This window comes from Nocardia sp. CA-135398 (assembly GCF_050955845.1).
Lineage (GTDB): Bacteria > Actinomycetota > Actinomycetes > Mycobacteriales > Mycobacteriaceae > Nocardia.
On record NZ_CP192084.1, the window covers coordinates 5,577,776 to 5,590,010 of the forward strand.

Below are 12,235 nucleotides of genomic sequence, written 5' to 3' on the forward strand. Positions count from 1 at the left end.
GGACACGATGTGCGAAAACAGCAGTTCTGTCGGCATTTTCGGTTGTATCAGCGAGACCGATGCCGAATGACTGATCACCGAATTCTCATAACCGGCGCCGGGGGCGGAATCGGCACGCTGATGCGGCCCCGCCTGCGGCGTCCCGATCGCATTCTGCGACTACTGGATCTGACCGAACTCCCCGCGCCGACCGCGGGCGAGCGGGTCGAACTGGTCACGGGATCGCTCACCGATCCGGCCACCATGGCCGCGGCCTGTCGAGATGTGGATGCGGTCATCCATCTCGGCGGTATCAGCCGGGAAGACAGCTGGGACAACGTTCTCGCCGTCAATATCGATGGCACGCATACGGTTTTGGAGGCGGCGCGGCAGGCCGGTGTGCCGCGGGTCGTGCTCGCTTCGAGTAACCATGCCGTGGGATTCCGCGCCGTGGGCGATGACCCGATCCCCGGGGACACCTCACCCCGGCCCGATACCTATTACGGTGTCAGCAAAGTGGCCGTCGAGGCGCTCGGCAGTCTCTATCATTCCCGCTTCGGCATGGATGTGATCTGCATCCGGATCGGCTCGTGTTTCGAACGGCCGCAGGATGCGCGCGGACTGTCGATGTGGTTGTCCCCCAACGATTGTGCGCGACTTTTCGAGGCGTGCTTGGCCGCCGAGCGACCCGGCTATCGGGTGATCTGGGGCGTCTCCGCCAATACCCGTGCCGTCGTATCCCTACGTGAGGCCGAGGAGCTCGGCTACCACAGCCGCGACGACGCCGAACAGTTCGCCGCCGATATCGCGGCTGTCGGCGATCCCGGCCCGTGGCTTATCGGTGGCCCGTTCACGGAAACTCCACTCGGCAAACCGAATCCGCTCTGACCGTCACCGAAAACGCATCACCCGATACCCAGACGGAATCGCATTTATCCGAACTTCGCACCATCGGCATGTGACGCTGATGGCACTTGGCTCCACCGCGAAAGAAATGCAGCACAATGCAATTCAAAACAACGACGGCCGCGCCGAAAACGGCGCTCGCGTCCAATGTCAAATTCCTCTATTTCTTCGGCGCCCTCGGCGGCATTCTCTTCGGTTACGACCTCGGGGTCATCTCCGGTGTGCTGTTGTTCATCAAGAAGTCCTGGCAGCTGTCCTCGGTGACGCAGGGGGTGATCGGCGGCTGCCTGGCCGCCGGTGCGGTGCTCGGTGCGGCCATTGCCGGACGGATCACCGATCGGCTGGGGCGGCGGCGAACCATCATGTTGGCCGCCGCGGTCTTCTCGGTCGGCGCACTCGGTTGCGCCTTCGCACCCGATGTGACGGTGCTGGTGATCGCCCGTTTCATTACCGGTATCGCGGTGGGGTGTTCCTCGGCGACGGTACCCACCTACCTGTCCGAACTTGCCCCGACCAGGGCGCGCGGCGCATTGTCGACATTGAACCAGCTGATGATCGTTTCGGGCATCCTGATCGCCTACATCGTGGACTGGGCGCTGTCCGGAAGCGGCAACTGGCGGATGATGTTCGCGGTCGCCGCGATTCCCGCGGTGGCGCTGTTGGCGGGTATGTCGGTGCTGCCGGAGACGCCGCGCTGGCTGGTTCATGCCGGGCGCGAGGAGGAAGCGCGGGCCGTGCTGGCGGGTACCCATCGTGCCGATGAGATCGAATCCGAGCTCAGCAGTATCCGTTCGGTCATTCGATTGGATGAGCAGCAGAAGGGGCGGCTGCGCGATCTGCTGGCACCGTGGGCGCGGCCCGCGTTGGTGGTGGCGCTTATTCTGGCTGTCGGACAACAGTTCTCGGGCGTCAATGCGGTTAATGTATACGCGCCGACGATGTTCAAGGATCTCGGCTTCGGAAATTCCACATCGCTGCTGGCCTCCATTGTGCTCGGTGCGATCAAGGTGGCATTCACCGCCTGGGTGATCTTCGTGGTGGATCGTTGGGGCCGAAAGCCTTTGCTGCTGCTCGGCAATGTGTGTATGGCCTCGTCCCTGTTCCTGCTCGGCGCCATCGTGCTCGGCGTGCACAATCACACGATTACCGGCATTACGACGCTGATTCTGCTCAATGTCTATCTCGCGGGTTACGAATTGGGTTGGGGTGCGGTGGTATGGGTGATGATGGCCGAGATCTTCCCACTGCGAGTGCGCGGTGTCGGCATGGGTGTCGGCAGTGTCGTGCTGTGGAGTTCGACCTTCGCCATCACGTTCCTTTTCCCGGTGATGAACGATCATCTCGGACTGGGCTATTCGGCCTGGATCTTCGCCGCGGTCAGCGTGGTGATGTTCATGCTGGTGCAGCGGTTCGTGCCGGAGACCAATGGTCGCAGTCTGGAGCAGATCGAGTTGGAGCTGCGGGCTCGGGTCAGCGGTAAACCCGCATGAGCGTGGTCTACGTCTCGAATGCCGACAGCCGCGAAATCTCGGTGCTGCGACTCGACGACGACGGTGCGCTGACGCTGGTCGAGTCGCTGCCGGTGGACGGTGCGGTGATGCCCTTGGCGATGAGTCCGGACCACCGGTTCCTCTACGCATCACTGCGCTCGGCACCTTTCGCGGTGGCGGTATTCGCCACAGATCCGGCGACGGGGCGGTTGACGCCGCTGTCGACCGCGCCGTTGCCGGACAATATGGCCTATCTCGCGACGGATCGAAGCGGACGTTATCTACTCAGCGCGTCGTATTCGGGCGATAAGATCGCCGTCAATCCGATCGCATCCGATGGCAGCGTCGGACCGCCGATCATGGTGGAATCGACACCGCCGCATGCGCATTCGATACTGACCGATCCGTCGAACCGGTATCTGTTCGCGGCCGCCCTCGGCGGTGATGTGATTCTGCAGTACCGCTTCGATGCCGAAACGGGGCGGCTCACCTCGAATGAGCCGCCGCGGGTCGAGACCGCACCCGGCGCTGGTCCGCGTCACCCGGTATTCCATCCGGCCGGGTCGTTCGCCTTCGTGACGAACGAGTTGGACGGCACCGTGAACAGCTACCGCTTCGAATCCGCCACGGGCACCTTGACTCTCATCGCGTCGGCGTCTGTGCTGCCGCCGGAGTACGGTGGGCCACCCTGGACTTCGGAACTGCGCGGTACACCCGACGGCCGCTATCTGTATGTGGCCGAACGGACTTCGAGCACGATCACCGGATTCCGCATCGACCCGGCGACCGGACTGCTCGATTCACTCGGCCCCACACCCACCGAGACCCAGCCACGCGGATTCGCCATCGATCCGAGCGGGCGGTTCCTGGTTGTTGCCGGGCAGCAGTCCGATGCCGTGACCAGCTACGCCATCGATCCCGCGACCGGCGCACTCACCCCACGACAGCGGCTCGGCGTCGGCCGCGACCCCAACTGGGTCGAGATCGTCGAATACCTTCACGGTATCGGTTGATGCCGAATTGGCGTTGGACGAGTATCAGTAGCGAGTCATAGCCTGCGGAGAGCGCAATCTGCGGGCGAGGCGGAGTGCAGGCCCAACGCAGGAGGAGAACGATGTCGATGCTGTCGCTGGAGCAGGTCCGCGGCTTCGTCACGGTGGCCGAGGAGGGCAATTTCCGGCGCGCGGCCGAACGCCTGCGGATGACGCAGCCGCCGCTGAGCCGCCAGATCCAGAAACTCGAGCGCGATATCGGTGTGGAACTGTTCGACCGCACCCAGCGCCAGGTCCAGCTGACCCCGGCCGGTGAGGTCTTCCTGACCGAGGCGCGCCGGCTGCTGGCGTTGGCCGGTGCGGCGCCCGGCACCGCCCGCCTGGTCGCCGCGGGCGGGGCGGGCACCGTGCGAATCGGGTTCACCGCTGCGTCGGGCTTCGGGTTCCTCGGCCCCTTTCTCAATCACATCGAGGCGAGCCTCAACCACGTCGAAGCCGGTCTCGACCGCGTCGAGATCGTGCTGCGCGAGATGGTCAGCTCCGACCAGTTCGAGAACCTGCGCAGTGGCAGCCTCGATCTGGCACTGGCCCGTCCGCCGTTCGACCGCACCGAATTCGATTCGCGGCTGGTGCATTCCGAGGGCCTGATTCTGGCCGTGCCGGAACAGCACAAGCTGGCCGAGGACGGTCCGCTCGCGATCGAGGAACTCGGTGGCGAGACGCTGCTGGTGTACGCGCCGGGGCCGGCCCGCTACTTCGCCGATCTGGTCTCCGGCATCCTCGCCGCCGTGCCCTACACCGCAACCCACGAACTCACCCAGGTGCACACCATGCTCGCGCTGGTGGCCGCCGGACGCGGCCTGGCCCTGGTACCGGAAACCGCCACTCACCTGCATCCCGACGGCGTGCGGTTCCGGCCGCTCATCGGCGTCGAGGATCCCGTTGTCCTGCACGCGATCTGGCGACGCGACTGTGCCAACCCGGCGCTGCGCCGAGTCATCGAACTGCTCGAATCGCTGCCGCCCGCTCCATGAGAGGAACCAGCCACCATCGCATGAACAGCACGTACAACCTTCGGGAGAATTTCATGGACACCGACCTCGAGCGAATCATTGCCGCGGCGACCGCCGCCGCGGACCGCATCGCCGACACCACCCCCGCCGAGCGCGGACAGTGGCTCACCCAGATCGCCGACGCCCTCGATGCCGCCGCCGATGAACTCGTGCCGCTCGCCGCGGCCGAGACCCATCTGCCCGAAACACCGCGCCTGCGTGGCGAATTGACTCGCACCACCTTCCAGTTGCGACTGTTCGCCGAGGTACTCGCCGATGGCGAATTCCTCGCCGCCACCGTGGATCACGCCGATCCGAGCTGGTCGATGGGACCGCGACCCGATATCCGGCGCAGCCTCGTACCGATCGGCCCCACGCTCGTTTTCGCGGCGAGCAACTTTCCGTTCGCCTTCAGCGTCGCGGGCGGCGATACCGCCTCGGCACTGGCCGCGGGTTGTCCCGTTGTCCTCAAAGCACATCCGGGCCACCCACGACTCTCCGACCGGACCGGCGCGATTGTGCGCGAAGCATTGACGGCAGCCGGTGCGCCGGCAGGCACCTTCGCGGTCATCCACGGCGTCGAAGCGGGCACTACCGCATTGCGCCATCCGGATATCGCCGCCGCATCGTTCACCGGTTCCCTCGCGGGTGGCCGGGCGCTGTTCGATATCGCATCGTCGCGACCGCGCCCTATCCCGTTCTACGGCGAACTCGGCAGCGTCAATCCGGTAGTGGTACTCCCCGGCGCGATCCGCGCCCGCGGACAACAGATCGTCGAGGGTTTCGTCGGATCGTTCACCCTCGGCGCCGGACAGTTCTGCACCAAACCCGGTGTGCTGCTGCTGCCTTCGGGCCATGGACTCACCGATGCGCTGACTGCCGCGGTCGCGGCCGTGCCGCAACGGCCGCTACTCAACGAGCACATCACCGACGGCTTCCGATCACGCGTCACCACCCTGCGCGAGAATTCCGCGGTCACCGCCCTTTCGACACCCGACGACCTGCTCGCACCGACCTTGCTGAGCGTGCGCGCCATCGATTTCCTGTCCGGTGGTGCGGCTCTGCAGGCGGAATGCTTCGGCCCTGCGGCACTGGTTGTCGAGTACGCGAATCCCATTGAGCTGGAACAAGTTCTGCACCAGCTCGAACCCGGCCTCACCGCGACGATCGTGGCGGAGAACTCCGAGATCGATGATGTCCGCCCCCTCCTGCCCGCCCTCACCGCACTCGCGGGCCGACTGCTGTGGAACGACTGGCCCACCGGCGTCACGGTCAGCTGGGCCCAACAGCACGGCGGCCCCTATCCGGCCACCACCGCACCGACCACCACCTCGGTCGGCACCGCCGCCATCGCGCGTTTCCTGCGGCCGATCGCCTGGCAGGGCTTCCCGGACGAACTGCTCCCACCGGCCCTGCGCGAGGCCAACCCGTGGCGGCTGCCGCGCCGCGTCGACGGAAAGCGAGACTGATATGTCCCCTGTTATCACCGATATTCGACTGACCCCGATCCTCATCGCCGACGCTCCCCTGCTCAATGTCGGCGGCGTGCATCAGCCGTATACCCCGCGTCTGATCGTCGAGATCGAAACCGACAGCGGCGCTTGCGGTCTCGGCGAAACCTATGGCGACCAGGTGTACCTCGATCGGGCGGCCGACCTCGCCCCGCAACTGATCGGCATGCCGGTCGCCGCGATCAACGCCATCCGTCTGCTCGGCGCGAAAACCGCCGGGGAGGTGCTGATCGACAACCCCATCGCGGGCGGTCTGCGCGGCACCCTCACCACCGACAAGGTCCGCCTCAGCGTGATATCGGCCTTCGAATCCGCCGCACTCGACGCGCACGGTCGTGAACTCGGGCTACCGGTGCACGCCCTGCTCGGCGGCAAGGTCCGCGACCGGGTCGACTACTCCGGCTACCTGTTCTACAAGTGGGCCGAACATCCGTTCTCCGACGCACCGACCGATGACTGGGGCGAGGTCATCGACCCCGACGGCGTTGTCCGCCTGGCCGAAAAGTTCGCCGCCCATGGCGGATTCCGCTCGTTCAAACTCAAGGGCGGCGTCTTCCCGCCGCAGGAGGAAGTCGCCGCGATCGAGGCACTTGCCAAGGCATTTCCGGATCATCCACTGCGCCTGGATCCCAATGGCGGTTGGTCGCTGGCCAGCGCAACGACTGTCGCCGAACAGCTTTCGGGCGTGGTCGAATACCTCGAAGACCCCACCGGCCGCCGCGAAGATATGGCCGAAGTGCATCGCCGTACCGGAATGCCCCTGGCCACCAATATGATCGTCACCTCGATCGAGGAGGTGCGGCCCGCCTTCGATATCGATGCCGTCCAGATCGTGCTCTCCGACCATCACTTCTGGGGCGGACTGTTCGCCACGCGTGATCTGGCCGCGGTCTGCCATGCCCACGGCAAGGGCGTCTCGATGCATTCCAATACCCACCTCGGCATCAGCCTCGCGGCAATGACCCACGTGGCCGCCACCGTCCCCGAGTTGACCTACGCCTGTGACACCCACTACCCGTGGCAGCCCGAGGATCTGATCATCGACCCCTTTGTCTTCGAGGAGGGTGCCGTCACCGTCCCCGACGCACCCGGCCTCGGCATCGAACTCGATCCCGATGCACTCGAGCGCCTGCACAATCGCTGGAAAGCCATGCCGCAGTGGCACAATCGCGATGACATCGCGGGGATGCGCGTGGTCGATCCGGCATACCGGCCGCCGACCTCACCCAAATACTGAGGGATCGGTCCAGGCCACTGCGCGCAGCGGAAACGAGCCCATCCCACGCACCGGCGCCGGGAGTGCGACCAGCCTGGCACCGGTGTCGGGGACCGCGTCCAGGTTCGTCAGCTGCTCGATGATGGGGATGCCCGCACGCAGCAGCGCGTGATGGCACGGCCGCGTCGGCAGGGACGTGTCGTCGATATCGAGCGAGTCGATGCCCACCACCGCCACATTGGCGGCGACCAGCGCGTCCGCCACCTCGGCGACCAAGTACGGATGCCCGGGGTCGCGATACGCCGACGTGCCCCACCTGGCCGACCATCCGGTATGCACGAGCACCGCCTTGCCCCACAGCCGTGCCGGGTCGCCGAGCACATCCGGCCCCACTACCCGGATGCCCGCAACGCGGATCATCACGATCGGCACGTTGAACAGCCGTTCCAGCGGCAGCTCGGCGATATCGGCGCCTCCGGTGTGGAAGTGGGAGGGCGCGTCGATATATGTCCCCGCCTTGCCGACGGTATCCACGCGTGCGATCTCGTAGGTCATATCGACCAGATCGCGCGCGGTATGTGAGGTGACTCGTGGTCCAGGCAGGCCCGGATAGGTGAGCATGCCGTCCGAGATCGGATGAGAAAGCTCAACTATGGCCTTGCTCATGCTAGAGACCGTACCCGCACATCACGCGCGCAGCCCGCGCTCCAATATTGCCCATGCCTGCCGCGAGGTGGCCCGCCTGGAATCCGGGTCCGTCTTCGCCAGCACAGCCGCCAGCATCGCCACCGCTAACACGATGTCCATTGCCGTGACATCGGCGCGGATATCGCCACGCTGGCGGGGGTCGTCGAGCTTCTGGGTGATGAGGCCGAGCAGCCGCCACGCCACCCTGAGCAACTGTTCGTCCTCGGTGTTCGACGGATAGATCATCGCGATGAAGGCCGCGGACGCGGTCAGCTGATCGACGATGAGGGCCAGCACATCCCCGACTGTGGTCGCCGGGTCGGCGGCGAGCACTTCCAGCTCGACGATATTCTCCTCGAATACCGCCAGCGCCATGCTCTCCCTGGTCGGGAAATGCCGGTACAGCACGCCCTGTCCGACACCTGCCGCGCGCGCTATCAAACTCAGCGGTGCGTCGAAACCGTTCTCCGCGAAGACAGTTCGAGCCGCCTGGATCAGGGCCGCCCGGTTTCCAGCCGCTGCTTTGGGTCCCGGATTCGGTCGGCGCGACGCTGTCATCCGCTCAACGCTACCGCTTGACTGCACCGACAGTCTCCAGCAAACTGACGAGCAAACCGGACAGTACAGTCCGGATGTGAGTGAGGAAGTGCATGTCGGTGATCACCCGCCGGACCCTGTTGACCGCAACCGCGGTGGCCGGTGCCGCCATGCTGGGCTCGCGAACCAGCAACCCGACGCACGGTATCGCCGCACGGGTCAACAGCGTCCCACTCACCCGCGAGGAACGCCGGGTCGTGGTGGTCGGATCCGGATTCGGCGGTGGGGTGACCGCGCTACGCCTGGCCCAAGCCGGGGTTTCGGTGCTGCTGCTCGAACGCGGGATGCGCTGGCCGACCGGGCCGAATTCGGAGACGTTTCCGCGCGCCTCGGCGCTCGACAAGCGGGCGCTCTGGTACCGGTCCAGTCCGACACTGTTCGGCACACCGCTGCCTTTCGAGCCTTATACCGGCCTGGTCGAGGCGGTGCCCGGAACGAATATGACCGCCCTGTGCGCCGCGGGCCTCGGCGGCGGCTCGCTCATCTACCAGGGCATGTCACTTCAGCCCACCCAGCCGGTATTCGATGCGAATCTGCCCGACGAACTCGACTGGGCGACCATGGATCGAGTGCATTATCCGAGAGTGGCCCGCATGCTCGGCCTCGCGGTGGCGCCCGACGAGTTGATCGCGGACCGGAACTACACGGCCGCGCGCGTATTCGGTGACCATGTGCGCCAGGCCGGACTACCGCTGTCGAAGATTCCGATGCCCATCGACTGGAACTACGCACTCGCCGAGTTGCGGGGTGAGATGAAACCGTCGTACACCAACGGCGACGGCGCGATGGGCGTGAACAACGGCGGCAAACATTCGGTCGATGTCACCTACATCGCCGCGGCCGAGGCGACCGGACGGGTCGAGGTGCAGACGCTGCACCAGGTCACCGATGTCGAACGCGGCGCCGACGGCCGCTGGGTCGTGTACGTCGAACGGCTCGACACCTCCGGCAACGTTCTGGAGAACAAGATCATCACGGCCAACGCCCTAGTGCTGTCGGCGGGCAGTCTGAACACCACCAAACTGCTGGTGCGGGCCGGTGCGAAGGGGAAGATTTCAGACCTACCCGATGGGCTGGGCCAGCAGTGGGGCACCAATGCCGACCGGATCTACGTCTGGACCGACCCCATCGCCGATTTCGGTGCGGCACAGGGCGGTCCCGTGGTCTACGGCAGTAAGAACTGGGACGATCCACAGGCCGCGTTCACCGTCATCCAGGCCTCCATACCGCCGATGCAAATGGACCCCAAGAGCACCATGCTGGTCGGATACGGCGTCAGCGCGGACCGCGGCCGATTCGTCTACGATTCGGCAACCGACGACGCGATCCTGCAGTGGCCGAAGAACGGCGACGCGAGTATCCAGAACAATCACATCGATCCGACCGTGCGCCGAATCGCCGGTCCGACAAGCCTTTTGATCGACACCAACGCACTGTTCCCGTCCACCTGGCATGCCCTCGGCGGCGCGAGCATGGGGTCGGTCTGCGATCTCGACGGGCGGGTCCTTGGTCAGCGCGGGCTCTATGTCGTCGACGGCGCGCTCCTGCCGGGCAATGCCGCGGCCTGCAATCCGTCGATGACGATCGCCGCCGTCGCGGAGCGAGCCCTCGACCATTTGGTCACCAAGGACATCGGCACCGCGATCTGACGACTACGGGCCCGGCGGGCCATGCCGCCATCCGGATCCGGGATGCGTTCCACCACACCTTCGCGCATCATGGCCGCGGTTCGTGGGTTCAGCATCGACACATCCTGACCAACCGCTTCGCTCAGCTGCCGATTCTCATCGGGCCCGCCACCCGCGGTGCACCGGTTCCCAGATCTGGAAGGCGGCGAATACCCGGTTATCAACTGCTGCAGTAGGTTCGGCGTGATAGCAGCGCAAGTTTGGGTGCAGTGCGGGTGGGGTAAGAAACCGAACGGTACATGTCGGATGAAAGAGGAAGGGTTCGACCTTGATCAACGTCAAGAAGCCGATCGCCGTGTTAGCGGCCGCAATCGGGATCACTACCGGGATGGCGGTATTCCTCCCGGCCACTGCGTCCGCGGCAACCTATGGCGGCCAGTGCGGTGAAGGCTTCAAGGTGATCGACTCACACGAGTTGAAGGGCGGCACAGTCTTTCTCACCTACGACGGTCGGACCAACTGCGTAGTCACCGTGCGGGACAAGCCGGGCGAGCCGATCTCGATGGGCGCCGCCGTGCGGCAGTCCAAGGACCACTCCCAGGTGGTCATAAACGACGACCGCACCTTCAGCGACTACGCGTACGCGAAGGTCGAAGCGGAAGGCAAGTGCATCGACTGGGGCGGCCGCATCAAGGACGACCTCTGGGAAGAATTCGGAGTCCACTGCGGATAACGACCAACCGCTGAACTCAGGCCTCGCCTTTCGCTATGACGTCCTCCAGAACCGGTATCGCCTGATCATTGCCCTGATGCGGTGGGGTCGGGCATTGTCGATCTACGTATCTGGACCTCGGCGGACGGGAAAATCATGGGCGGCGATCGGCGACCCCACATTGTGCTGATGGGCGTGACGGGTTGCGGAAAGTCGACGATCGCCCGGCAGGTCGCCAGTATGACGGGCGGCGAGTTCCTGGATGCCGATGATCTGCATCCCGCATCGAATGTCGCGAAGATGGCCGCGGGTATCCCACTTACCGACGCGGACCGAGCACCATGGCTCGAGGCTGTACGCGACTGGATGGGTGCCCGAAGTGCCGTCGTCGTGGCGTGTTCCGCGCTGCGGCGACGGTATCGGGATGTGCTCCGAAATGTCGCTGTGCCAGTCGCTTTCGTGCACCTCGACGGCGCGCCCGCCATGATTCGGTCACGGATGGTGGCGCGGCGCGGGCATTTCATGCGGCCTGTCCTGCTCGATTCGCAACTCGCATTGCTGGAGCCCCTCGAGTCGGATGAGCTCGGGGTCGTATTCGATGTCGGGACGCGGCCGGACGAGATCGCGCGGTCGGTGGTCGATTTCGCGCGGGACCGGACGGTGGCGCGGTGAGTGCGCATCCGAGTTTCGATATCGAGGGCAAGGTCGTCCTCGTCACCGGCTCCAGCCGCGGCATCGGGTACGCATTGGCAACCGGGCTCGCCGAGGCGGGAGCGACGGTCGTTCTCAATGGCCGTGACGAGGTGACACTCGCGCGCAGCCGAAACGAGATCGCGGACAAAACCGGCGCAACAGTCCACCTCTGCGCATTCGATGCGACGGACTCCGCGCAGGTGAGCGCCGCGGCGCAACAGGTCGAGGGCGAGATCGGTCCGGTGGATATCGTCGTGAACAACACCGGAGTCCAGCATCGCAGTCCGCTGCTCGAATTCTCCGACGACGATTTCCGTCGCGTGCTCGATACCAATCTGTTCAGCGCCTTCTGCGTCGGGCGCGAATTCGCCCGCGCGATGGTCGAACGTGGACGCGGCAAGATCGTCAATATCTGTTCGGTGCAAAGCGAATTGGGCCGGGCCGGTATCGCGCCGTATGCGGCGAGCAAGGGCGGGCTGAAGATGCTCACCCGCGGCATGTGCGCAGATTGGGCTCCGCTGGGACTGCAGGTCAATGCGATCGCGCCCGGCTACTTCGATACCGAATTGACGTCCGCGCTGGTGAACGACGCCGATTTCAGTACCTGGCTCACCAGGCGCACACCGGCTGGACGTTGGGGACGTACCGAGGAATTGGTCGGTGCGCTGCTGTTCCTTGCCTCGCCCGCATCGGATTTCGTCAACGGCCAGATCCTGTATGTCGACGGCGGTTTGACCGCCGTCGTCTGATCCACTTCCAGCTCGAAAGGCAA

The 12,235-nt window shown here is 65.2% G+C and carries 12 protein-coding genes; 10 read left to right on the plus strand and 2 right to left on the minus strand.

Annotated elements, in window-relative coordinates; all coding sequences use genetic code 11:
* Positions 1-66 precede the first annotated feature (66 nt).
* From ACQP1T_RS24270 to ACQP1T_RS24295, 6 genes are all read left to right on the plus strand, one after another.
* The gene (locus ACQP1T_RS24270; RefSeq protein WP_433755341.1) at positions 67-867 is read left to right on the plus strand and encodes an NAD-dependent epimerase/dehydratase family protein; all 801 of its coding nucleotides are present in this window, start codon (positions 67-69) and stop codon (positions 865-867) included.
* Between the two features lie 116 nt (positions 868-983).
* On the plus strand, positions 984-2,375 hold the full coding sequence (locus ACQP1T_RS24275; RefSeq protein ID WP_433755343.1) for a sugar porter family MFS transporter: 1,392 nt from the start codon (positions 984-986) through the stop codon (positions 2,373-2,375).
* Positions 2,372-3,388, plus strand: a complete 1,017-nt coding sequence (locus tag ACQP1T_RS24280; RefSeq protein WP_433755345.1) for a lactonase family protein — start codon at positions 2,372-2,374, stop codon at positions 3,386-3,388. The genes ACQP1T_RS24275 and ACQP1T_RS24280 overlap by 4 nt, the downstream gene beginning before the upstream one ends.
* A 101-nt stretch (positions 3,389-3,489) precedes the next feature.
* On the plus strand, positions 3,490-4,401 hold the full coding sequence (locus ACQP1T_RS24285) for a LysR family transcriptional regulator (protein WP_433755346.1): 912 nt from the start codon (positions 3,490-3,492) through the stop codon (positions 4,399-4,401).
* 53 nt (positions 4,402-4,454) lie between these two features.
* The gene (locus ACQP1T_RS24290) at positions 4,455-5,888 is read left to right on the plus strand and encodes an aldehyde dehydrogenase (NADP(+)) (protein ID WP_433755347.1); all 1,434 of its coding nucleotides are present in this window, start codon (positions 4,455-4,457) and stop codon (positions 5,886-5,888) included.
* A 1-nt stretch (position 5,889) separates the two neighbouring features.
* Positions 5,890-7,167, plus strand: coding sequence for a glucarate dehydratase family protein (locus ACQP1T_RS24295; RefSeq protein ID WP_433755348.1), 1,278 nt, complete (start codon positions 5,890-5,892; stop codon positions 7,165-7,167).
* Here the strand turns inward: ACQP1T_RS24295 and ACQP1T_RS24300 are convergent.
* Together ACQP1T_RS24300 and ACQP1T_RS24305 are read right to left on the minus strand one after the other, a co-directional pair.
* On the minus strand, positions 7,153-7,812 hold the full coding sequence (locus ACQP1T_RS24300; protein ID WP_433755350.1) for a cyclase family protein: 660 nt from the start codon (positions 7,810-7,812) through the stop codon (positions 7,153-7,155). The genes ACQP1T_RS24295 and ACQP1T_RS24300 overlap by 15 nt on opposite strands.
* A gap of 21 nt (positions 7,813-7,833) precedes the next feature.
* The gene (locus ACQP1T_RS24305) at positions 7,834-8,391 is read right to left on the minus strand and encodes a TetR/AcrR family transcriptional regulator (protein WP_433755351.1); all 558 of its coding nucleotides are present in this window, start codon (positions 8,389-8,391) and stop codon (positions 7,834-7,836) included.
* 92 nt (positions 8,392-8,483) lie between these two features.
* Here ACQP1T_RS24305 and ACQP1T_RS24310 point away from each other — a divergent pair, with 92 nt between their 5' ends.
* The 4 genes from ACQP1T_RS24310 to ACQP1T_RS24325 all read left to right on the plus strand — a co-directional run bounded on the left by ACQP1T_RS24310 (position 8,484) and on the right by ACQP1T_RS24325 (position 12,212).
* Positions 8,484-10,079: a GMC oxidoreductase gene (locus ACQP1T_RS24310; RefSeq protein ID WP_433755352.1), complete on the plus strand. Its 1,596-nt coding sequence runs from the start codon at positions 8,484-8,486 to the stop codon at positions 10,077-10,079.
* A gap of 307 nt (positions 10,080-10,386) precedes the next feature.
* Positions 10,387-10,791, plus strand: a complete 405-nt coding sequence (locus tag ACQP1T_RS24315; RefSeq protein WP_433755354.1) for a hypothetical protein — start codon at positions 10,387-10,389, stop codon at positions 10,789-10,791.
* A gap of 135 nt (positions 10,792-10,926) precedes the next feature.
* Positions 10,927-11,442 carry a gluconokinase gene (locus ACQP1T_RS24320; protein ID WP_433762338.1) on the plus strand — a complete coding sequence of 172 codons (516 nt, stop codon included), beginning with the start codon at positions 10,927-10,929 and terminating at the stop codon, positions 11,440-11,442.
* On the plus strand, positions 11,439-12,212 hold the full coding sequence (locus tag ACQP1T_RS24325) for an SDR family oxidoreductase (protein WP_433755355.1): 774 nt from the start codon (positions 11,439-11,441) through the stop codon (positions 12,210-12,212). Before ACQP1T_RS24320 ends, ACQP1T_RS24325 begins: the two co-directional genes overlap by 4 nt.
* Positions 12,213-12,235 lie beyond the last annotated feature (23 nt).

Coding starts and splice junctions, on each gene's coding strand:
- ACQP1T_RS24280 (WP_433755345.1), top strand. CDS start 2,372: ATGAGCGTGGTCTACGTCTCGAATGCCGACAGCCGCGAAATCTCGGTG.
- ACQP1T_RS24270 (WP_433755341.1), top strand. CDS start 67: ATGACTGATCACCGAATTCTCATAACCGGCGCCGGGGGCGGAATCGGC.
- ACQP1T_RS24310 (WP_433755352.1), top strand. CDS start 8,484: ATGTCGGTGATCACCCGCCGGACCCTGTTGACCGCAACCGCGGTGGCC.
- ACQP1T_RS24300 (WP_433755350.1), bottom strand. CDS start 7,812: ATGAGCAAGGCCATAGTTGAGCTTTCTCATCCGATCTCGGACGGCATG.
- ACQP1T_RS24305 (WP_433755351.1), bottom strand. CDS start 8,391: ATGACAGCGTCGCGCCGACCGAATCCGGGACCCAAAGCAGCGGCTGGA.
- ACQP1T_RS24275 (WP_433755343.1), top strand. CDS start 984: ATGCAATTCAAAACAACGACGGCCGCGCCGAAAACGGCGCTCGCGTCC.
- ACQP1T_RS24290 (WP_433755347.1), top strand. CDS start 4,455: ATGGACACCGACCTCGAGCGAATCATTGCCGCGGCGACCGCCGCCGCG.
- ACQP1T_RS24295 (WP_433755348.1), top strand. CDS start 5,890: ATGTCCCCTGTTATCACCGATATTCGACTGACCCCGATCCTCATCGCC.
- ACQP1T_RS24320 (WP_433762338.1), top strand. CDS start 10,927: ATGGGCGGCGATCGGCGACCCCACATTGTGCTGATGGGCGTGACGGGT.
- ACQP1T_RS24285 (WP_433755346.1), top strand. CDS start 3,490: ATGTCGATGCTGTCGCTGGAGCAGGTCCGCGGCTTCGTCACGGTGGCC.